Annotated in this window: 18 protein-coding genes and 1 pseudogene; 17 read left to right on the forward strand and 2 right to left on the reverse strand. The window is 71.9% G+C overall.

The window, feature by feature from the left end; genetic code table 11:
- Window positions 1–19: 19 nt before the first annotated feature.
- The 7 genes from SOY78_RS01760 (at window position 20) to SOY78_RS01790 (ending at window position 9,094) form a co-directional block, all read left to right on the forward strand.
- Window positions 20–1,288 carry a phospholipase D-like domain-containing protein gene (locus tag SOY78_RS01760; RefSeq protein WP_145951466.1) on the forward strand — a complete coding sequence of 423 codons (1,269 nt, stop codon included), beginning with the start codon at window positions 20–22 and terminating at the stop codon, window positions 1,286–1,288.
- Between the two features lie 372 nt (window positions 1,289–1,660).
- On the forward strand, window positions 1,661–3,064 hold the full coding sequence (locus SOY78_RS01765; protein WP_036384546.1) for an MBL fold metallo-hydrolase: 1,404 nt from the start codon (window positions 1,661–1,663) through the stop codon (window positions 3,062–3,064).
- Between the two features lie 34 nt (window positions 3,065–3,098).
- A complete protein-coding gene (locus SOY78_RS01770) occupies window positions 3,099–3,692 on the forward strand; it encodes a rhodanese-like domain-containing protein (protein WP_052007121.1) in 594 nt (197 codons plus the stop codon).
- A gap of 6 nt (window positions 3,693–3,698) precedes the next feature.
- Window positions 3,699–4,481 (forward strand): sulfite exporter TauE/SafE family protein, encoded by a 783-nt coding sequence (locus SOY78_RS01775; protein WP_080696032.1) that lies wholly within the window; start codon window positions 3,699–3,701, stop codon window positions 4,479–4,481.
- Window positions 4,482–4,553: 72 nt separating this feature from the next.
- Complete coding sequence (locus SOY78_RS01780) at window positions 4,554–4,829, forward strand: metal-sensitive transcriptional regulator (protein WP_036384544.1); 276 nt, start codon at window positions 4,554–4,556, stop codon at window positions 4,827–4,829.
- A gap of 522 nt (window positions 4,830–5,351) precedes the next feature.
- Entirely contained in the window at window positions 5,352–7,109 is a 1,758-nt protein-coding gene (locus SOY78_RS01785; RefSeq protein WP_036384543.1) for an ABC transporter ATP-binding protein, read from the forward strand.
- Entirely contained in the window at window positions 7,106–9,094 is a 1,989-nt protein-coding gene (locus SOY78_RS01790) for an ABC transporter ATP-binding protein (RefSeq protein ID WP_324701689.1), read from the forward strand. The genes SOY78_RS01785 and SOY78_RS01790 overlap by 4 nt, the downstream gene beginning before the upstream one ends.
- A 796-nt stretch (window positions 9,095–9,890) precedes the next feature.
- On the opposite strand, the gene SOY78_RS01795 is transcribed toward SOY78_RS01790, so the two are convergent.
- Window positions 9,891–11,234 (reverse strand): IS256-like element ISMlu11 family transposase, encoded by a 1,344-nt coding sequence (locus SOY78_RS01795; RefSeq protein ID WP_042752856.1) that lies wholly within the window; start codon window positions 11,232–11,234, stop codon window positions 9,891–9,893.
- A gap of 121 nt (window positions 11,235–11,355) precedes the next feature.
- Here SOY78_RS01795 and SOY78_RS01800 point away from each other — a divergent pair, with 121 nt between their 5' ends.
- From SOY78_RS01800 to SOY78_RS01825, 6 genes are all read left to right on the forward strand, one after another.
- Entirely contained in the window at window positions 11,356–11,766 is a 411-nt protein-coding gene (locus SOY78_RS01800; protein ID WP_230956245.1) for a hypothetical protein, read from the forward strand.
- Window positions 11,763–12,818, forward strand: a complete 1,056-nt coding sequence (locus tag SOY78_RS01805; protein ID WP_036384988.1) for a hypothetical protein — start codon at window positions 11,763–11,765, stop codon at window positions 12,816–12,818. Before SOY78_RS01800 ends, SOY78_RS01805 begins: the two co-directional genes overlap by 4 nt.
- Window positions 12,815–13,459: an ABC transporter ATP-binding protein gene (locus tag SOY78_RS01810; protein ID WP_010079956.1), complete on the forward strand. Its 645-nt coding sequence runs from the start codon at window positions 12,815–12,817 to the stop codon at window positions 13,457–13,459. The genes SOY78_RS01805 and SOY78_RS01810 overlap by 4 nt, the downstream gene beginning before the upstream one ends.
- Window positions 13,460–13,475: 16 nt before the next feature.
- On the forward strand, window positions 13,476–14,570 hold the full coding sequence (locus SOY78_RS01815; RefSeq protein ID WP_010079957.1) for a permease: 1,095 nt from the start codon (window positions 13,476–13,478) through the stop codon (window positions 14,568–14,570).
- Window positions 14,571–14,894: 324 nt separating this feature from the next.
- On the forward strand, window positions 14,895–15,521 hold the full coding sequence (locus tag SOY78_RS01820) for a hypothetical protein (protein WP_010079958.1): 627 nt from the start codon (window positions 14,895–14,897) through the stop codon (window positions 15,519–15,521).
- A 58-nt stretch (window positions 15,522–15,579) separates the two neighbouring features.
- Complete coding sequence (locus tag SOY78_RS01825) at window positions 15,580–17,097, forward strand: SulP family inorganic anion transporter (RefSeq protein WP_324701690.1); 1,518 nt, start codon at window positions 15,580–15,582, stop codon at window positions 17,095–17,097.
- 78 nt (window positions 17,098–17,175) lie between these two features.
- Here the strand turns inward: SOY78_RS01825 and SOY78_RS01830 are convergent, their stop codons facing one another.
- The gene (locus tag SOY78_RS01830; RefSeq protein ID WP_041103417.1) at window positions 17,176–17,589 is read right to left on the reverse strand and encodes a VOC family protein; all 414 of its coding nucleotides are present in this window, start codon (window positions 17,587–17,589) and stop codon (window positions 17,176–17,178) included.
- 143 nt (window positions 17,590–17,732) lie between these two features.
- On the opposite strand from SOY78_RS01830, the gene SOY78_RS01835 reads away from it, so the two are divergent.
- From SOY78_RS01835 to SOY78_RS01850, 4 genes and pseudogenes are all read left to right on the forward strand, one after another.
- The gene (locus SOY78_RS01835) at window positions 17,733–18,686 is read left to right on the forward strand and encodes a CPBP family intramembrane glutamic endopeptidase (protein ID WP_012751117.1); all 954 of its coding nucleotides are present in this window, start codon (window positions 17,733–17,735) and stop codon (window positions 18,684–18,686) included.
- Window position 18,687: 1 nt separating this feature from the next.
- Window positions 18,688–20,101 (forward strand): annotated as a pseudogene (locus tag SOY78_RS01840) (MATE family efflux transporter).
- A gap of 60 nt (window positions 20,102–20,161) precedes the next feature.
- On the forward strand, window positions 20,162–20,743 hold the full coding sequence (locus tag SOY78_RS01845) for a hypothetical protein (protein WP_010079963.1): 582 nt from the start codon (window positions 20,162–20,164) through the stop codon (window positions 20,741–20,743).
- Window positions 20,744–20,933: 190 nt separating this feature from the next.
- A complete protein-coding gene (locus SOY78_RS01850) occupies window positions 20,934–21,335 on the forward strand; it encodes a hypothetical protein (RefSeq protein ID WP_036317513.1) in 402 nt (133 codons plus the stop codon).
- Window positions 21,336–21,340 lie beyond the last annotated feature (5 nt).

The following is a 21,340-nucleotide window of genomic DNA, read 5'->3' on the forward strand; positions in this document are numbered from 1 at the left end:
CCCTCAGTAGACTGAGCGAATGCACCGACCGCCCCTGCCCTCCCTGTCCCGCCTGCCGGTCCGGCGTCTCCTCCGGGGAGCGGCCGTGGCCGCGGGCGTCGGTCTCGTGGGACTGCCGCTGACGGTCGCCGCCGGGCTCACCGGCGTGGACATGGTCAAGCGCCGCGGCCGAGTGCGCCGACCCGCGCCGAACCCCGGCGTGTTTGACGCCCACGTGGAGGGCTCCGAGCTGCGCATCTTCACCTCGGGTGAGGACCTCTACAAGGAGATGATCGCCGCGATCGACGGAGCGCAGCGGATCATCAAGTTCGAGACCTTCATCTGGAAGGGCGACCCCACGGGCCAGCGGTTCATGGACGCCTTCAACCGGGCGGCCGCGCGCGGCGTGGAGGTCTACGTCTCCTACGACGGGTTCGGGAACCTCGTGGTCCCGCCCCGCTTCTACCGTCAGCTGGACCCGCGCATCCACGTGTTCCGGCTGCCGGCCTTCGCCCGCCCGATCTGGCGAGGCGTGGTCCGGCACAGCGGGTTCAACCACTCGAAGATCATGGTGGTGGACGACGAGGTCGGCTTCGCCGGCGGCTTCAACATCGGCGACGACTACGCCCGCCTGTGGCGGGACACCCACGTGCGTGAGCGCGGCCCGGCGGTGTGGGCGCTGGGCCAGTCGATCTCCATCAAGTGGAACGCCCACCACCGCGCGGGCGAGCAGATGTCCTGGCGCCCCCCGGACACGTGGGACCCGCGCGTCACCGTGGCCGCGAACCAGCCGCCGCTCCTGGTCTACCCGATCCGGCTGAGCTACCTCGACGCCATCCAGCGGGCGCAGCACCGCATCCTCATCAACACGCCGTACTTCATCCCGGACCAGCAGGTCCTCGAGGCGCTGCTGCACGCGGCCCGGCGCGGGGTGGACGTGCAGGTGATGGTGCCGGAGGACTCCAACCACATCGTGGCGGACTGGGCCTCGCGCGGCTTCTTCGGGAAGATGCTCGAGGCCGGCATCACGATCCTGCTGTACAGGGCCAGCATGATCCACGCGAAGACCGCCACCGTGGACGGCATCTGGTCCACCGTGGGCTCGGCCAACGTCGACCGCCTCTCCCTGGGCTTCAACTACGAGTCCAACGTGGTGGTCGTGGACCGCGACTTCGCCGCCCGGATGGAGGAGATCTTCGCTCTCGACGCCCAGCGGGCCGTCCGGATCGACACCCCGCGCTGGGAGGACCGTCACCGCCTCGCCCGCGTGGTCGAGGTCCTCCTGGTCCCGCTGCGTCCCCTGCTCTGAGGGGCCCGGGCGCTGAGCCAGACGTTTCTGCGGTTCTGACGCCCGATCCGCAGCGGAATCATCTGGCTCACGCTCCCCGCCGCGCGAGCCAGACGTTTCTGTCGTTCTGACGCTCGATTCGCAGCGGAATCATCTGGCTCACGCCCCCTGCCGCGTGAGCCAGACGTTTCTGTAGTTCTGACGCCCGATCCGCAGCGAAATCATCTGGCTCACGCCCCCTGCCGACGTCTCCTGATCGTGCCGTCCCTCCCCGTCGCCGCCCGGGCTCACCCTCTCTCTTGCATACCCCTGGGGGTATACCTTACGCTCGTTCTCGACATACCCCAGGGGGTATCGGATGGACATCGAGACCCCCCGACCCGGAGGAGAACCATGCTGCTCGAGCGCATCTACGACGAGGACCTCGCCCAGGCCAGCTACGTGATCGGCTGCCAGGCGAAGAACGAGGCGATGGTGGTGGACCCCCGCCGCGACATCCAGGTGTACCTGGACCTGGCCGCCAAGAACGGCATGACCATCACCCACGTGACCGAGACCCACATCCACGCGGACTACCTCTCCGGCACCCGCGAGCTGGCCCACGCCACCGGCGCCCAGATCCACCTGTCCGGCGAGGGCGGCGAGGACTGGGCCTACGGCTTCGAGGGCAACCTCCTCAAGGACGGCGACACGGTGACGCTCGGCAACATCACCGTCGAGGCCGTGCACACCCCGGGCCACACCCCCGAGCACCTGTCCTTCCTCGTCACCGACGGCGCCTTCGCGGACGCCCCGGGCTACATGCTCACCGGCGACTTCGTGTTCTCCGGCGACCTCGGCCGCCCGGACCTGCTGGACGAGGCCGCCGGCGGCGTCGACACCCGCTTTGAGGGCGCCCAGCAGCTCTTCGCCTCCCTCAAGGCGAAGTTCCTGACCCTCCCGGACCACGTGCAGGTGTTCCCGGCCCACGGCGCCGGCTCCGCCTGCGGCAAGGCACTCGGCGCGCTGCCCTCCACCACGGTCGGCTACGAGCGCAAGTACGCGTGGTGGTCCGACTACCTGAAGAACGACGACGAGCAGGGCTTCATCGACGAGCTGCTCGACGGCCAGCCCGACGCCCACGCCTACTTCGCCCGCATGAAGCGCCAGAACAAGCAGGGGCCAGCCATCCTGGGCGAGCTGCCCGAGCTCGAGGAGCTGGACGCCGGGGGCGTGCAGGCGACGCTCGCCGAGGGCGCCGTGTTCGCGGACACCCGCGGTGTGGACGAGATCCTCGCCGGCACCGTGCCGGGCGCGCTGGCCTTTCCGTCCCGCGGCAAGGTCGCCACGCACGCCGGCTGGGCCTACGACCCGGAGAGCGACGACGCCGCCCTCGTCCTGCTCGCCGAGGACCGCGAGGACGCGCACACGATGCGCGACCACATGATCCGCGTGGGCGTCGACGCCGCCGCCGCGTTCACCACCTCCGTGGACGGCCTCACGTTGGAGCCGGTGCCCACCGTGCAGGCCGACGAGCTGCGGTCCCGCATCGAGGCCGGCGAGGTCGGCGCGGAGCAGGACACCGTGCTGGTGGACGTGCGCAACAAGACCGAGTTCTCCCACGGCACCGTGGCGGACGCCCGGCAGCTGAACGCCGGCAAGGTGCTCTTCCACCAGGAGGAGCTGCCGAAGGACAAGACCCTGGTGACCTTCTGCCAGTCCGGCCTGCGCAACATCGTGGCCGCCCAGGCGCTGCGCCGCGCCGGGTTCGACGTGATCGAGCTCGAGGGCAGCTACGCCGCCTGGCAGCAGTCCTGACACACCCCCAGACCAACCCCGAGGAGCCCCTCCCATGAGCGTCACCCTGTCCCCCGTCGCCCCGCGCGACCTGAAGGCCGAGCTGGCCGCCCGCCCCGACGCCGTCGTGCTGGACGTGCGCACCCCCGGCGAGTTCGAGACCGAGCACATCGCCGGCTCCTACAACGTGCCGCTGGACCTGCTCCAGGAGCACGCGGACGAGGTCGCCGCCCGCCTGGACGGCACCGCGGTGCTCGTCTGCCAGTCCGGCAGCCGGGCCGGCACCGCCCAGGACCGTCTGGCCCAGGCCGGCTTCACCTCCGCGCGCGTCCTGCAGGGCGGCATCTCCGCCTACGCCGAGGCCGGCGGCGAGGTCGTCCGCAGCGGCAACCGCTGGTCCATGGACCGTCAGGTCCGCATGACCGCCGGGTCCATCGCGCTGGTCGGGGCCGTGGCCTCCCAGGTCGGCTCGAAGCGGTTCGGCCTCATCCCCGCCGCGATCGGCGCGGGCCTGTCCTTCTCCGCCGTGTCCAACACGTGCGCCATGGCGTCCGTGCTGGCCAAGATGCCGTGGAACCGCCCCGCGCAGGAGCGCTCCGCGGGCGACGTGATCGGCCGCATCCCCACCGGCGCGGGGAAGCGGAGCTGACCCGTGATGTGGATCGTCCTCGCCCTGGCCCTCGTGGTCGGCCTGCTGCTCGGCCTCATGGGTGGCGGCGGGTCGATCCTGATGGTGCCCCTGCTGACGTACGTGGCCGGCCTCGAGCCGAAGCAGGCCATCGCGGGCTCCCTGTTCGTGGTGGGTGTGACCTCGCTGGTCTCAGTGCTGCTGCACTCGCGGCACGGCACCGTCCGGTGGCGCACCGGCCTGATCTTCGGCGCGGCCTCGATGGTGGGTGCCCTCCTGGGCGGCGTCGTCGGCGGCTTCCTGCCGGGGACCCTGCTGCTGATCGCCTTCGCGGTGATGATGCTCTTCACGGCGTGGGCCATGATCCGGCCCAAGAAGACGCAGCCGGCGGCCGCCCCCTCAGTGGAGGCCTCGGCTGACGTCGAGCCCCGCCGCCACCCGCTCGGGAAGATCCTGCTGGAGGGCGTCGTCGTCGGCTTCGTCACGGGCATCGTCGGCGCCGGCGGCGGGTTCCTCGTGGTCCCTGCGCTGGTCCTGCTCGGCGGCCTGCCGATGTCCGCTGCGGTGGGCACGTCCCTGCTGGTGATCGCCATGAAGTCCTTCGCGGGCCTCGGCGGCTACCTGACCAGCGTGACGCTGCCGTGGGACCTGCTGCTGTGGGTCACCGGTGTGGCCGTGGTCGGTGCGCTGATCGGCGTTCCGCTCATGAAGCGGGTCCCGGAGAAGGCGCTGAAGAAGGGCTTCGGCTGGTTCGTGCTGGCCATGGGCCTGGTGATCCTCGTCCGGGAACTCATCGGTCTCCTCGTGTGACCTCCGGCGACGTCGCCGGATACCCCTGGGGATATGATTCCCCTCCCCGCCACCGTGACAAAGGAGGTCGCCGTGCGCACCGCCGACGCCGAGACCCAGCGCAAGATCCTCAACCGCCTCAAGCGGGCCCGCGGCCAGCTGGACGCCGTGATCCGCGAGGTCGAGGGCGAGGGTCGCTGCAAGGACGTGGTCACGCAGCTCTCCGCCGTCTCCACCGCGCTGGATCGCGCCGGCTTCGCGATCGTCTCTGCGGCCATGCAGTATTGCCTCGCCGACCCCGAGAAGGCGGAGGACGAGGAGAAGCTCACCGTCGCCGAGCTCGAGAAGCTCTTCATGACCCTGGCCTGACCGGCCACCCCGAAGCCCCCTCGCCGAAAGGATCCCTCATGTGCCGTCCTGCGCGCTGCCGCGTCTGCCGCAGGGCCACCTGGGCCGGATGCGGCCGGCACGTCGAGTCCGTCAAGGCCGTCGTCCCCGCGGCGCAGTGGTGCGATGGCCGTCACTCTGATGCCGAGCGCGACGCAGCCCGCGCGGGCCGTGCCGGGGCCGCAGGGTTCTTCGCGAGGCTCTTCGGGCGCTGAGCCAGGCGTTCCGGGGGCGTGAGCCAGATGTTCGTGCTGTTCTGAGGGACCCTCAGCAGCGGAAACGTCTGGCTCACGCCCCCCGTCTGGCGTCGCTCAGTCCTCGTGCGGGTCCGCCAGCGGGTGGTTCGGCAGCCGGCTGTCCGGGGTGCGCCCGCGGCGTCCGACGACGACGGCTGCTGCCCGACCTCCTCGCCCGCGGCTGGGGCACAATGAACCCGGCCCACGTCGGCCCACCTCACTGCGGCCCCACGCGGCCGCGCGCCCATCCCGACTCCCTGGGAGCCCCATGCTCTGGACCCTGCTCCGCCGTCACGGCCGGCGCTATCGCGGCGCCGTCGCGGCCGTCGTCGTGCTGCAGCTGATCAGCACGCTGGCCATGCTGTACCTGCCCAGCCTCAACGCCCGCATCATCGACGAGGGCGTAGCCCGCGGTGACACCGCCCGCATCTGGGACATCGGCCTCGTGATGCTCGGCGTCGCGCTGGTGCAGGTGGTCGCCGCGATCGCCGCCGTGTGGTTCGGGGCGAAGGCCTCGATGGGCGTCGGCCGGGACCTGCGCCGCGCCGTCTACACCCGCGTGGACGCGTTCTCCGCGGAGGAGCTCGGCCGCTTCGGCGCCGCGACCCTCATCACGCGCGGCACCAACGACGTCAACCAGGTCCAGATGCTCACCCTCATGGCCCTGAACTTCATGGTGGCCGTGCCGATCATGGCGGTCGGCGGCATCATCATGGCCATCCGCGAGGACCCGGGCCTGTCCTGGCTCGTGTGGGTCTCCGTGCCGGTGCTGCTGGTGATCGTGGCGTGGATCGTCGCCCGTCTCATGCCGCTGTTCCAGCGGATGCAGGACAACATCGACGACGTCAACGGCGTGATGCGCGAGCAGATCCAGGGCATCCGCGTGGTCCGCGCGTTCGTGCGCGAGCGCCACGAGACACGCCGGTTCACGGACGCCAACGCCGCCCTGACGGAGACGTCCGTGCGGATCGGCCGGCTGTTCGTGCTGCTCGGCCCGGTCATCACGATGATCCTCCACCTCGCCACCGCCGCCGTCCTGTGGTTCGGCGGCGAGCGCGTGGACGCGGGGCTCGTGCAGGTCGGCGCGCTCACCGCGTTCATGCAGTACCTGCTGCAGATCCTCATGGCGGTGATGATGGGCACCTTCATGATGATGATGCTCCCGCGCGCCGTGATCTCCGCCCGCCGCATCGGCGAGGTCCTGGACACCGTCCCCACGCTCGCTGAGCCGGTCCGCCCGGTGACCCCCGCGCGTCGCGACGGCGCCGTGGAGCTGCGCCACGTCACCTTCCAGTACCCCGGCGCCGAGGCGCCGGTGCTCGACGACGTCAGCTTCGCCGTCGCCCCCGGCACCACGACGGCGATCATCGGCTCGACCGGCTCCGGCAAGTCCACGCTGATCAGCCTGCTGCCGCGGCTGTACGACGCGACGTCCGGCGAGGTGCTCGTGGACGGTGTGCCGGTGACCGACCTGGCCCGGGCCGAGCTGACCGAGGCCGTGGCCCTCGTGCCGCAGAAGCCGTACCTGTTCTCGGGCACCGTGCGGGAAAACATGCAGTTCGGGGCCCCGGACGCCTCGGACGAGCGCATCTGGGCGGCCCTCGAGACGGCCCAGGCCGCCGACTTCGTGCGCGCCCGCACCACCGGCAAGGCAGAGACGGCGGCCTCCGGTCTGGACTCGCGCCTCTCCCAGGGCGGCACGGACGTCTCCGGTGGCCAGCGCCAGCGCCTGTCCATCGCGCGTGCCCTCGTGGCCGAGCCGCGGATCCTCGTGTTCGACGACTCGTTCTCCGCGCTGGACGTCACCACCGACGCGCGGCTGCGGGCGGCGCTCGACCGCGCGGCGGCCGGGGTGACTCGGATCGTCGTCGCCCAGCGGGTGGCCACCATCACCGACGCCGACCAGATCATCGTGCTGGACGAGGGCCGCGTGGTCGGCCGCGGCACCCACGCCGAGCTGCTGGCGGACAACCAGACCTACCGGGAGATCGTGGACTCCCAGCTGACCGCGGAGGACGTGGCATGAGCGAGCACCTGACGGACGAGGAGATCCTCGAGATCCAGGAGCAGGGCGCCACCGACGACTGGGGCGGCGGGCCGGCCCGCAAGGCCAAGGCGTTCTGGCCGTCCGCGAAGCGGCTCATGAGCCTGTTCCGCACGGAGAAGCTGGGCCTGGTGGTGGTCGCGCTGATGGTGCTGGTCGCCGTCGTGCTCAACGTGTGGGCCCCGCACGTCCTGGGCCGGGCGATGGACGTGATCTTCGGCGGCGTGGTCTCCGCGCAGATGCCCGGCGGGCTGAGCCGCGAGCAGGTCATCGACGGGCTGCGCGCCCAGGGCGAGGACCAGGCCGCAGAGATGCTCTCCGGCATGGCGTTCACGCCGGGCGAGGGGATCGACTTCACCGAGCTGGGCCGGCTGATCCTCATCGTCCTGGGCATGTACCTGGTGGCGCAGACCTTCATGTGGCTGCAGGGCCGCGTGCTCAATGACATCGTCATGCGCATCGTCTTCCGCCTGCGCGAGGAGATCGAGGCCAAGATCAACCGGCTGCCGCTGAGTTACTTCGACCGCGGGCAGCGCGGCGACCTGCTCTCCCGCGCCACCAACGACGTGGACAACGTCCAGCAGGCCCTCCAACAGGCGTTCGCCTCGCTCGTGTACTCGGTGCTGACCGTGATCGGCATCGTCGGCATGATGTTCTGGCTGTCCTGGCAGCTGGCGCTCATCGCCCTGATCGCGCTGCCGGTGGCCGGCGTGGTGGTGGGCGTGATCGGCAAGAAGTCCCAGGCGCTGTTCTCCGCGCAGTGGCGGGAGACGGGCCGGCTCAACGGGCACATCGAGGAGTTGTTCACGGGGCATGAGCTGGTGACCGTGTTCGGCCGTCAGCGGGACATGGCCGCGCGCTTCGACGAGCGCAACGAGGAGCTGTACGAGGCCGCGTTCACGGCGCAGTTCTACTCGGGGATGATCATGCCGATCATGCAGTGGGTGAACTGGCTGGGCTACGTGGGCATCGCGGTGGTCGGCGGCCTGCGCGTGGCCAACGGGCAGATGACCCTCGGCGCCGTCACCGCGTTCATCCAGTACTCGCGCGAGTTCAACCAGCCGCTCGGGCAGATCGCCGGCATGTCCAACATGCTGATCTCCGGCGTGGCGTCGGCCGAGCGCATCTTCGAGCTCCTCGACGAGCCGGAGGAGACCCCCGACGGCGACGTCGTCGCCCACCTCCCGCGCCCGCTGCGCGGTCGCGTGGAGTTCGAGCACGTGCGCTTCTCCTACACCCCGGAGAAGCCGCTCATCACGGACCTGAACCTCGTGGCGGAACCGGGGCAGACGGTCGCGATCGTCGGGCCGACCGGCGCCGGCAAGACCACCCTGGTCAACCTGATCATGCGGTTCTACGAGGTGGACGGCGGGCGGATCCTGCTGGACGGCGTGGACACCCGCACGGTCAGCCGCAGCGAGCTGCGCGCCGCCACCGGCATGGTGCTCCAGGACGCGGTGCTCTTCGGCGGGACCATCCGCGAGAACATCCGCTACGGCCGACTCGACGCCACGGACGAGGAGGTCGTCGCGGCGGCGAAGGCCACCTACGTGGACCGCTTCGTGCACACCCTGCCCGAGGGCTACGACACCGTCATCGAGCACGACGCCTCCAACGTGTCCGCGGGCGAGCGCCAGCTCATCACCATCGCCCGCGCGTTCCTGGCCCAGCCCTCCCTGTTGATCCTGGACGAGGCCACCTCCTCCGTGGACACCCGCACCGAGGTGCTGGTCCAGGGCGCCATGGCGGCGCTGCGCTCGGACCGCACGAGCTTCGTGATCGCCCACCGCCTCAGCACCATCCGCGACGCCGACGTGATCCTCGTGATGGAGCACGGCGACATCGTGGAGCAGGGCAGCCACGCCGAGCTGCTCGCGGCCAAGGGCGCCTACCACCGGCTCTACATGAGCCAGTTCAAGGGCGGGGAGGACGACGACGGCGCGGCCTCACGAGACGACGCCCGGTGATGGCTGCAGCAAGCGCAAAGGGAATCGGGACGGCCTGAGGAGGCCAGGAAGAATCCCTTGCCGTGGGAGGCCTTAGCGCCTAGTGTGTGACGCGGCTCATATTTGAGCTTGAATCCTGAGGAGGATCGTCACGGGTATGAAGCAGCGGGTTACAAAGGTCGGGGCCGGTATCGCCGTCGCGGGATTGTTGGCCGTTTCTGGGGCAGTGCCGGCACAGGCATTGACGGACTCCGGGCGACAGGACTGCAGTGCCGGAGGTGGATATGTCGGCGTCCGTGGCGAGCAGCAGCGGTACGGGGATTACCTCACGGTGTCGGTTGGGGGAGTGTCGAGTACCAAAGCCAACTACTACGTGAGGTACTGGGAGCCTGGTCTCCGAGGCACCCAGACCTGGAAGGCCGATTCGGTCTCATTGCTTCTTTCGGGTAGCAATGGCTACTGCTACTACCCCTACTGATATTTTCTCTGCGAGCGCTGGGGTGTCTTGTGCCTGAGGGGCGAATGACAAGCGGTTTCGCTGGTGCCATGGTCGGACTCGTCGGGGCCCTCTTGTTGGCGGGGTGTGCTTCCGGCGCGGACGCAGGAGCGTCGGCGCACGCGGAGACAGGCAGTACCCCCTCAAAGGTGTGGGATGCCGCCACATGGAAACCGACCGAGGTCATCGAACCCGTTCTGGCGACGGAGCCGGAGAAGGAAGCGGCCTACCGAGAACAGATGGACCGCCTGGCAGAGAGCGGGGGAACTCCCGAGATCCTTCAGGTCCGGGCGTGTCAACTTGTCTGTGTAAGCGGGGTGGTCACAGGTAGGGGTTGATCCGGTCGGGGTAGGCCGCGGCGAGCTGGGCGAGGGCCTGCTTCCAGTTCGTGACGGCCTGACCTTCGACGAGCCGGCCCTGGGCTTTGCGCTGGCCGGCGGGTTTGCCCCGGTCCCGAGCGCGTTCGGCGGCGCGTTTGTCTTCGATGTTGCAGATCGCCAGCCAGAGCAGCTTCACCGCCGCCTCGGTCGAGGGGAAGTGGCCGCGGTTCTTGGTCACCTTCCGTAGCTGGAAGTTCAGCGACTCGATGCTGTTGGTCGTGTAGATGACCTTGCGGAGCATGGGTGGGAACTGCAGGAACGGGATGAACCGCTCCCAGGAGTTCGCCCAGGTCGCGGCTGCAGACGGGTACTTCGTGCCGAGCTCGGAGGCCTCGAACTCGGCCAGCGCCTTCCTCGCGGTCTCTTCGTTGGGGGCGGTGTAGATCGGCTTCAGCGCGGCGGCGACCTTCTTGCGGTCCTGGTAGGCCACGAACCGCATCGCGGCCCGGATCAGGTGAACCACGCAGGTCTGGACCATCGAGTCCGGCCACGTCGCCTCGATCGCCTCCGGCAGGCCCTTGAGCCCGTCGCAGCACACGATCAGCACGTCCTGCACGCCCCGGTTGGCGAGATCGGCGCAGACGTGGGCCCAGAACGCCGAGCCCTCGGTGTCCTGGACCCAGATCCCCAGCACGTGCTTGATGCCCTCGAGGTCCACGCCGACGGCGATGTAGGCGGCACGGTTGAGGACCTGGCTGTTCTCTCGGATCTTGATCCGGATTGCGTCGAGATAGATCACCGGATAGAACTCCTCCAGCGGCCGCGACTGCCACGCCAGGACCTCTTCGCTCACGGCGTCGGTGATGTTGGAGATCGTCTCGTGCGACAGGTCCGTGCCGATCGTGGAGGCCAGGTGGTGCTGGATGTCCCGGATCGTCATTCCGCCGGCATAGAGGCTGATGATCATGTCATCCAGGCCCCCGAGGCGCCGCTGGCCCTTGGGCACCAGGCGCGGGGTGAACGACCCGCCCCGGTCTCGCGGGACGTCCAGCTCGATCGGCCCGACCTCGGACTCCACGGTCTTCGGGGTGGTCCCGTTGCGGGAGTTGGCGTGCTTCGGCGCCTCGCTCGAGCCCTTCTCGTAGCCCAGATGGCTGGTCAGCTCGGCCTGCAGGCCCCGCTCGAGCGCGGCCTTGACCAGCGCGGGCACGAACCCGCCGTCACCGGTGAGCTCGACGCCGCCCGCGTCGATCTGCGCGAATAGGGAATCAAGCTGCCCTGAGGCTTTCAGCTGCTCGACCAGGTCCTGGCCCGAGGGCTCGCCTGGGTTCTTCTCGTCGATCATGGTCATGATTCTTACCGTTCCTCTCGGTACGGCTTACACAGACCATCTGACACGCCCTCAGGTCCAGCGGAAGGACTGGTCCACGACTCCCCTGGAATCAGATCAGAAGGTCGCCTCGTGCATGAGGGCAGACGGATTCCCCGTCGAGGTCTCGCCGACGGGCGGTCTCCGATACTCCACGCCGCCGGCTGCGCAGGCTCGCGCCTGGGCGCTGGCGATGAACACCTGCATCGCCCAGCACCCAGTCGACCCGAGCTATACCCAGGATTGGAGCGAACCGCAGCTTCGCCTTGTCTATGACTACTGGGACCAGTACCTCATCCCCTGTCTCGAAGCGCAGGGGTTCACTGTGGACACCAGCACACGGCCGTCCAAGGAGTCCTTCGTGACGGCCTTCTTCACACCAGGCCGCCATGACTGGTGGCCCTTGCAGGCGACCATGAGAGGCGTGCCCGAGGAGCGCCAGACGCAGGTCGTCCAGACCTGCCCGGAGCTGCCCCCGCAGGACGTCTTCTGGGGCACCTCCGGATGACCCGGCCGCTCCGCTGGGCCACGCTGGCCGGGGTGCTCCTGATCGTGGCCGTCCTGGCCTTCTGGGCCGGCCGGGCCACGCTCACCCCTCCGGCCCAGGCCGAGCAGCGTCCGTCCGAGGACGCTCTCGTCACCGTCGCCGAGCAGGAGCTCGGCCGCGTCATCACCCTCGGCGTCTCCGTGACGCGCGAGCAGGCGCCCGCCGCCGTGAACGCGCTGTCCGGCGTCGTCACCCGGGCCGGGGAGTCCGGTGAGGTGGCCGCCGGGGACGTGCTGTACGCCGTCGCGCAGCAGCCCGTGATCACCGTGCAGGGCGAGCTGCCCCAGTGGCGGGCGCTCGGCGAGGGCGCCACCGGCAGCGATGTCGCCGCGTTCCAGCGCATGCTCGCCGCCACGGGGGCGAAGGTGGAGGTCACCGGCACCTGGGACGAGGCCACCGCTGTCGCCTGGAACGGCTGGCTCACCGAGCGCGACTACCCGGCCGCGGACACCGTGGAGCTGGGCCAGCTCGTGGTGCTGGAATCACTCCCCGCCGCGCTCAGCGTGGACGCGAAGGCCACGGCCGTCGGCGGCGCGCTCGCGGGAGGCGAGACCATCGTCGCCCGCCCCGGCGACGAGCCCACGTTCGCCATCGAGGTCAACCAGGACCAGGCCGCCATGATCCCGGCCGGCACCGCGGTGACCGTGCCCCACGGCGAGCACGAGTGGGAAGCCGTGGCCGGCGAGTCCACCGCGGACGACCAAGGGCTGATCCGCATCCCCCTGACCGCCCCCGACGGCGGCGCGGTGTGCGGCGCGGACTGCGACTCCCTGCCCGCCGAGGCCTCCACCTCCCTGCTCTCGAAGGTCAACGTGGTCCCGCCCGTCACCGGGCCCGTGGTCCCCGTGTCCGCGCTGCGCACCCAGCCTGACGGCGCCGCGAGGGTCACCGTGGTTCGCGACGGCGTCCAGGAGGAGCGCACCGTCATCGTCCGCGGCTCCGCGGACGGACTGGCCGTGGTGGACGGCGTGGACGCCGGGGAGACCGTGCGCGTGCTGAACGGCGCCCCGTGAACGCGGAGCTCTCCGTGGCGGACCTGCGCTTCGCGTACACGCGCGGCGCGGAGGAGCTGTTCGACGGCCTGACCCACCGCTTCACCCCTGGCGCCGTCACCGCGCTCACCGGCCCGTCCGGGCGCGGCAAGTCCACGCTGCTGTACGTGCTGGGGCTTATGCTCACGCCCTCGGCGGGCGTGGTGCGCCTGGGCGACGTCGACGCCTCCGCCCTCCCGGACCGGCGCCGGGCGCGGCTGCGGGCCACGTCCGTGGGGTTCGTGTTCCAGGACGCCGAGCTGGACCCGTCCCGGCCCATCCTGGACTCGGTGGTGGAGCCCGGCCTCTACGCCGGCCTGTCCCGTCGCGAGCTCGAAGGCCGGGCCAGGATCCTGCTGGAGCGGTTCGGCCTCGGGCACCGGGCCGAGCACCGGCCGGGCCAGGTCTCAGGCGGCCAGGCCCAGCGCGTGGCGGTCTGCCGGGCACTCGTGAACACCCCTGCGGTGGTGCTGGCCGACGAGCCCACGGGCAACCTCGACCCGGACAACGCCTCCCTCGTGCTCGACGCGCTGGCCGAGGCCGCGGGGGAGGGGCGCACCGTGGTGGTGGCCACGCACGACCCGGCCGTCGTCGCCCGTGCGGACGAGGTGGTGCGACTGTGAACCCGGAGGCCCGCCCGTGAACCTGAGGACCCTGCTGCGCGAGGCCCTCACCGCCGCCCGCACCGCGCCCGTGCCCTCCGCCCTCGTGCTGTTGGTGGTGGCCGCCATGTGCTTCGCGGCCGTCGCCACGGTGGGCCGTCAGGCGGCCACGGAGGCCGCCGTCGCCGCGGAGCTCTCCGGGCCCGCGGCGCGCGTGCTCACCGTGACGGACTCGGGTGGCACCGGCTTCCTCACCGGCGCCACCGTCGCCACCCTCGCCGGTCTCGACTCCGCCGAGGCCGCCCTGGCCCGCGACATGCCCGTGGACACGGTGAACGCCGCGATCGGTGCGGGCGGGACTCGCGTGGCGGTGACCCACGTGGTGGGCACCGTCGACCGCGGCGTCGAGCTCACGCGCGGCCGCCTGCCGGGCCCCGGGGAGGTGGTGGTGCCCGAGGCGAAGCTGGCCGAGCTGGGCCTGGCCCAGCCCTCCGGAGCGCTCGAGTCCGGAGACGGACGCCAGTGGGCCGTGGTGGGCGCGTTCGAGGCGCTCACCCCGTTCGAGGACCTCGCGGACTACGCGATTGCCGTGCCCGCCGCGCCGGCCTCCCTCGTGGTCCAGCAGGTCCGTGTCCTGGCCCCGGACACCGCCGGCACCCGCGCCATGCAGGACTCGGCCCTGGCCGTGATCGACCCCGACCCTCGCTCCTCGCAGGTGCAGACCGCGCGGGCGCTGGCCGCCGGGAACGCGACGATCACCGGGGAGCTGGCCGGACTCGGCCGGTCCCTGCTGCTGCTCATCCTCGGGGCGGGCGCCTTCTTCGTGGCGATCGTGGTGCTCGCCGACGTGCTCATCCGTCGCCGCGACCTCGGCCGCCGCCGCACCCTGGGCATCGGCCGCGCGGACCTCGTGCTGCTCGTGGCGGTCCGCACCGCCGCGCCGGCGGTGCTCGGGGCGGTGGTGGGCGCGGGGACGGGCTACGCCGTCGTCGTGGGGCAGGGCGGGGCGCTGGGGCTGGACTTCGTGGCGGGGGTGGCCGTGCTCGCCGCGCTGACCGCCGTGGTGGCGAGCCTGCTCCCGGCGGCCTTCGCGGCGTTCCGCGACCCCGTGCGGGTGATGCGCACGGCGTGACGGGTGCGCGCGGGGGTGGCCCGTTGCCTGCGGGGGTGGGTGCCGGCGCGGGTGCTCCCTGGCGATGCCGCCCGAGTCGCCTCTCGGGGTTCCGTGGGCAGGGCAACCGGTTCCGTGGGCGGGTCAGCCGGTTCCGTGGGCAGAAGAGTGACTCCTTCCGCCCACGGAACCTGAATCGCCGCCGGTTCTGCCCACGGAACCCTGCCCACGGAACCCTGCCCACGGAACCCTGCCCACGAAGCCCTGCCCACGGGACGCGGGGATTCTGGAACACTGGGACGCACGCCTCATGCGGCCGGACCGCGGCGGGCGGAGAGGAGGGCCATGACGCGCACCAGCACGTACGGGTTCCGGGAGGGGACGCTGGACACCGTCCGGCGCAGCATGCGGACCGTCGCGGTGCATCGCGACGACGGCGAGCTCGTCGGCCGGGTGGTCCGTGGGGAGCTGGCGGGCTGCGAACGCACCGGCACGTTCCGCTGGGAGTCGATCGGCGGTGCCGCCACCACGGTGGGGATCCGCCGGGCCACGTGGCGCAGCGCGGTGGGCCGCCTGCTGCGCCCGACCTATGCCGTGACGCATCGACCGGACGTCACGGCACCGGCCGAGGGGGAGCCACCGGCGCCCGTGCATGACGAGCTCAAGGAGATCTGGGGCGAGAACGTGCTCTACTTCGCCGTCGACGGGACGGTCCAGGGGCGTCGCGTGGTGGCCCGCGCGGACTGGGACGGCTCCGTGGAGGTGCGGGCACAGGGGGAGGACGGCGGCCGGCCACGGCGGGTCGCCCGGTTCCACTCGGGTGGGATGTTCTCCCTGACCCGCGTCGAGGTGGATCACGAGGCCGCCGGCACCACACGGGACGGTGCGCTGTTCGGCGTGCTCATGCTGCTGCCGTTCGTGGCGCGCCTCCATCGGGAGGAGTCCTCGCTGATCGAGGAGCTGCTCGGCTGAGTGCACGCTCCGCGTCGTCCGCGCCTGCCGCGTCCGGGGCCGCCGCTACCCTCGAGGCATGCCCGCCCCCGCCGCCACCACCACGACGACGCCGCCCGCCACGCCCCGCGAGCGGCAGTCGGTGCTGCGCACCCTGCGCACCCCGCGGTGGCTGCGCACCGAGGTCCTCGCGGGCCTCGTGGTGGCGCTGGCGCTCATCCCGGAGGCCATCGCGTTCTCGATCATCGCGGGCGTGGATCCGCGCGTCGGGCTGTTCGCGTCCTTCACCATGGCCGTCACCACCGCGATCGTGGGCGGCCGCCCCGCCATGATCTCCGCGGCCACGGGGGCGGTGGCGCTCGTCGTCGCACCGCTGTCCCACGCGTACGGGGTGGGGCACCTGCTTGCCGCGATCATCCTCGGCGGTGTCATCCAGATCCTGCTCGGCGTGCTCGGTGTGGCCCGGCTCATGCGGTTCGTCCCGCGGTCGGTGATGGTGGGGTTCGTCAACGCGCTGGCCATCCTCGTGTTCACCTCGCAGCTGCCCGAGCTGATCGGCGTCCCGTGGCTCGTGTACCCGCTCACGGTGCTCGCCCTGGTGATCGTGGTGCTGCTGCCGCGGCTCACCACGGCGGTGCCGGCGACCCTGGTGGCCGTGGTCGTGGTCACCTCCCTGGTGATGGCCGCCGGTCTGACCGTGCCGCGCGTGGGGGACCGTGGCGCGCTGCCGGACGCGTTGCCCGCGCTCGGCCTGCCGGACGTCCCGCTGACGTGGGAGACGCTGTGGCTGATCCTGCCGTTCAGCATCGGCATGGCGTTCGTGGGGCTGCTCGAGTCCCTGCTCACCGCGAAGCTGGTGGACGACATCACGGACACCCGCTCGGACAAGACGCGCGAGTCCTGGGGGCAGGGGGTCGCGAACGTGGTCTCCGGGCTGTTCGGCGGGATGGGCGGCTGTGCAGTGGTGGGGCAGACCATGATGAACGTCAAGGCGAACGGCGCCCGCACCCGGATCTCCACGTTCCTCGCGGGCGTGTTCCTGTTGGTCCTCGTGGTGGCCCTCGGCGAGTTCGTGGCGCAGATCCCCATGGCCGCGCTCGTGGGCGTGATGATGTTCGTGGCCGCCGCCACCTTCGATTGGCATTCGGTGCGCCCCGCCACCCTGCGCGCGATGCCGCGCTCGGAGACCGCCGTCATGGTCGTGACCGTGGCGGCCACGGTGCTCACTCACAACCTCGCGATCGGCGTGGGTGTGGGCGTGCTCGCTGCGCTGGTGCTCTTCGCTCAGCGCGTCTCGCGTCTGGTCACGGTGGTCCGCGAGGTCCACGACGACGGCGACGCCGTCACGTATCGCGTGCACGGCGCCCTGTTCTTCGCGTCCTCGAACAACCTCTACTCGCAGTTCGAGTACGCCCTCGACCCGCCGCGCGTCGTGATCGACATGAGTGCCGCGCACGTGTGGGACGCCTCCACTGTGGCCGCGCTCGACTCGGTGCTGACCAAGTACGCCCGGCACGGGATCCACGCCGAGGTGACGGGGCTGAACGAGGCCTCCGCGGCGATGCACGCGCGCCTCACCGGGCGACTCGGCGCCTAGCCGGCGGGCTCCCGTTTCGGCAAGGGAAGCGCCCCGGGAGGCCGTCGTCTCGGCAACGAACGCGGGCCCCGGCCGAGGTCACGTGGTGATGAACTCCCACTGGTGCCCGTCCGGGTCGACGATCTCGCGGGAGTGCATGCCGGAGTCGGCCATCTCCTCGCGCAGGTCCTCGGGCAGGGGCACCTCGGCGGCGCCGAGCTCGATCGCCCGGTCCGCCAGGGCGTCCACCGCCGCGGCGTCGCCGACGGTCAGCGCCATGAGGGCGGAGTTGGTGGTGAGGCAGTCGGCGATCTCACGGTTGCCGATGAAGTCGGTGTAGTAGCCGGGGCTGAGGTACATCGCGTACGTCGACTCGGTGAGCTCGATGCACACCGAGTGCTCGTCCGAGTAGTCGTCCATCGCGGTGGCGCCCAGGGTCGTCCAGAACTCACGGATCCGCTCGGGGTCCGTCGTCGGGAGGTTGATGAACACCGGCTGGGAGAACAAGGCCATGGGGAGCACCGTAGACGAGGCGGTCGGCCCGCCGCCACCGCGCGCGTGTCGCGGGCGCGCGGGCGTGGCGTGGGCCACGGAGCCGCTCCCGACGACGGCGCCCGCGGCCTGGCGCGTCCGCCCCCGTTGGTAGCGTGGCCGCCATGAGCGTTCCTCCCTCCGGCCCGCCGGCCGGTCCGCCCGCCGGCTGGCCGCCGTCGGGCCGGCCGTCCGCCCGCCGCGCCGCCGTCGCCCCGAGCCTGCACGGGCACCCCGGCGCCCCCGGTGGCGTCCCCGCCGGCTGGCCCGGCCGCCGGCCCGCGGCCCGCCCCGCGCCGGACTGGACCCCGGGTCGGTTCCACTGGGGCGACGCCGTCGTGGTGCTCGTGTACGTGGCGCTCATGGTGCTCGGGCTGGGGCTGTGGCTGGCGGTGTCGCTCGGCCTGGTCCCCGGTGACCTCGAGGCGTTCGACCTGGTCCGCGACGGGTTCACGGTGAACATCGTCAGCTACGCGATCCTCGTGGTGCTCGTGCTGGCCGTGGCCTGGCGCCCGCTCGTGACGTCGCTGCGGGTGTTCCGCACGGGCACGTGGTGGAAGCTGTTGCTGCTGCCCGCCACGTGGCTGGCGTGCATCGTCGTGAACGTGATCGTGCTGAGCCTCATCGGGGAGGCGCAGACCAGCGCCAACCAGGCCGCGCTCGAGGAGATGACCACGCAGGCCCCGCCCGTGCTCATGATCCTCATGACCGTGGTGGCCGCCCCGCTCGTGGAGGAGTACCTGTTCCGCCACCTGCTGATCGGCAAGCTCTCCCGCTGGATCAACGTGTGGGTGTGCGCCGTGGTCTCCGTGCTCGCGTTCACACTCCTGCACTTCCTCGGCACCGGCGGCGACTTCCGGCTCGTGGAGACCGTCCCGTACCTGACCCTCGCGGTGGCGATCACGGTGTCCTACATCCTGATGGGCCGCTCGTTCGGGTACGCGGTGCTGCTGCACATGGTGAACAACGGCATCGCCATCGCGATGCTCTACCTCGTGGCCCCCCTGCTGCCGGACACGCTGCCCGAGCCCACGGCCCCGACCACGGCGCTGGCCCCGCTGCTGGCCCTGCTGGGCTGAGATGGCGGGACCCTCCGGCTCGACGGCGGCGCCCGCCCCGCAGGACGCGCGCGCCCTCACGCGGCGCATCCTCGCGCTCGCGGTCCCCGCGTTCGGCGCGCTCATCGCGGAGCCGCTGTTCCTGCTGGCCGACACCGCGATCATCGGGCACCTGGGCACGGCCCAGCTGGCCGGCGTCGGGATCGGCACCACCATCCTGCACACGCTCACCGGCCTCATGATCTTCCTGGCCTACGCCACCACCCCGGCGGTGGCCCGGCTGATCGGGGCGGGGGACCCGGCCGCCGCGATGGACCGCGGCCGCGACGGCATCTGGCTGGGCCTGCTGCTCGGCGCGGTGCTGGCCGTCCTCGGCTGGCTCGCGGCCCCCGCGCTGACGGCGGCCCTCGGCGCGACGGGCGAGGTGCAGGCCCATGCCGTCGCCTACCTGCGCTGGTCCATGCCGGGGCTGCCGGCCCTGCTGGCCGTGCTCGCCGCCACCGGGGTGCTCCGCGGCCTCCAGGACACCGTGACGCCGCTCGTGGTGGCGGGTGTGGGCTTCGGCGCGAACATCGGGCTGAACGTGGCCCTGGTGTACGGGCTGGGCTGGGGCGTGGCCGGGCTCGGCCATCGGCACGTCCGTGGTGCAGTGGGCGATGCTCGTGACGTACCTGTTCGTGCTGGCCCCGCGCTTCCGCCGCTCGGGCACGGCGTGGGCGCCCCGTGCCTCGGGCATGCGCGCCACGGCCCAGGTGGGGTCGTGGCTGCTGCTGCGCACCGCGAGCCTGCGCGCGGCCATCCTCATCACCGTCATGGCCGCCGCCGGCGCGGGCGACCTCACCCTCGCCGCGCACCAGCTCGTCTTCACGCTGTTCTCCACGCTGGCGTTCGCCCTCGACGCCCTCGCGATCGCCGCGCAGGCCCTGATCGGCGCCGAGCTCGGGGCCGCCCGGCCGGACGCCGCCCGTCGCCTCACCCGGACGATGGTGCACTGGGGGCTGGGCTTCGGCGTCGTGACTGGGGCCGTCCTGGCCCTCGCGGCGCCGGTGCTGCCGGGGCTGTTCACCACGGACCCGACCGTGCAGGCCGCCGCCACCGTGGGCCTGTGGGTGCTGGCCGCCGGGCAGCCGGTGGCCGGGTACGTGTTCGTGCTGGACGGCGTGCTGATCGGCGCCGGCGACGCCCGCTACCTCGCCCTCGCCGGCCTCGTGAACCTCGTGGTCTACGCGCCGGCGCTCTGGGTGCTCGCGCAGCTCGCCACGGGCGGGTTCGGCTGGACCGCGGTCTGGCCCGGACCGAACGCCGCCGTGCCCGACGCCGGCGTGCAGCTGGGCCTGCTCTGGCTCGGCTTCGCGGGGGTCTACATGGGGATGCGGGCGCTCACCCTCGGCTGGCGGGCCCGGCGCGACGACTGGATGCGGCTCGGCGTCGTGTGAGCGCGTCCGGGCGGTGACGCGCGGGCCGGGCCGCGGCCGCACGGCTCCTAGACTGGGGCGGTGGCTACCGTGCAGACCCCCCTCGAGATCTCGTCCGTGGTGTTCAAGCCGATCCTGATCCGCGCCGTGGTGGCGCTGGCGTTCGGTCTGACCACCGTGTTCGTCGCCGAGCCGGGCCTGACGTGGATGAAGGTCATGTTCGCGCTGTATCTGGCGTTCTCCGGTTCGGCGATGTGGGAGTACCTGCGCCGCGACCCGGTGCCCGTGGCCATGCGCTCCCCGCTGTCGCTGGCGGCGGCCGCGTGGATGCTCGGCGTGATCGTGCTGCTGTTCCTGGGGTCCCCGGCCGCGGTGGGCGTGGCGGCCGGCGCCGCCCTCGTGCTCGGCGGGGTCGCCGAGCTCGTGGCGTGGGCCCGCCACCGCCGCGAGTTCATCCCCGCGCGGGACCAGCTGTGGACCGGGCTCGTGGGCCTGCTCTCCGGGGGCGGCGTGGTCGTGGCGGCCCTGCAGGGCTTCGGCCCGCACGCCCTGCTCGGCATCGCCGGCGGCGGGGCGATCCTGATCGGGGTGCTCCTGATGGTCTCCGGTCTCGGCTTCCACCACGAGGTGCGCCGGGATCGCGGCACGGCCAGGGGCCTCTGAACCGGGTCGACGTCGCCGTCCTGACCCGCGGGGCGGACGTTCGCCGGGGGAGGACCTCGGGGCCCCGCGGGGCCACCCGCCGGCCGGACGCGTAGACTGGCTCCGGTCCGCCGCGCCCCGAAGGCCTCAGCCCCGAGCGCCTGTGCGGGCCGTGCCGCCCCAGCCGCCCCCAGCCGTCAGGAGTCCCGCCGTGAGCGCACCGTCCCCCCGCCCGTCCGCCGATCGCGCCGGATCCGGCCGCCCGGCACGCGGCGGTCTGCGCACCACGGTCAAGGGCCCGCTGGTCTTCTCCGCCGTGCTCGGCGTGGTCGGTGGGGTGATCGCCGGCATCACGGCCTCCGGCGGCACGCAGAATCCGCTGCGCATCGACATCGCGCTGATCGCCTTCGGCGTCTTCTTCACGACCTCGCTCGTGGTGGTGGCCATGCTGCAGCTCGCCGCCCGTGAGAACCCGGACCACCTCTCCCAGGGCTCCGGCGTCAACCGCTCCTCCGAGGAGATGTTCCGCAAGACCGCCGCCGACCGCCGCGCCCAGGCCGCCGCCGAGCGCCGCGCGCAGGGCGGCACCGGAGGCGACGCCCCGCGCGCCTGAGGCCG

The organism is Micrococcus sp. HOU01, from assembly GCF_035609305.1.
GTDB classification, from domain to species: domain Bacteria; phylum Actinomycetota; class Actinomycetes; order Actinomycetales; family Micrococcaceae; genus Micrococcus; species Micrococcus luteus.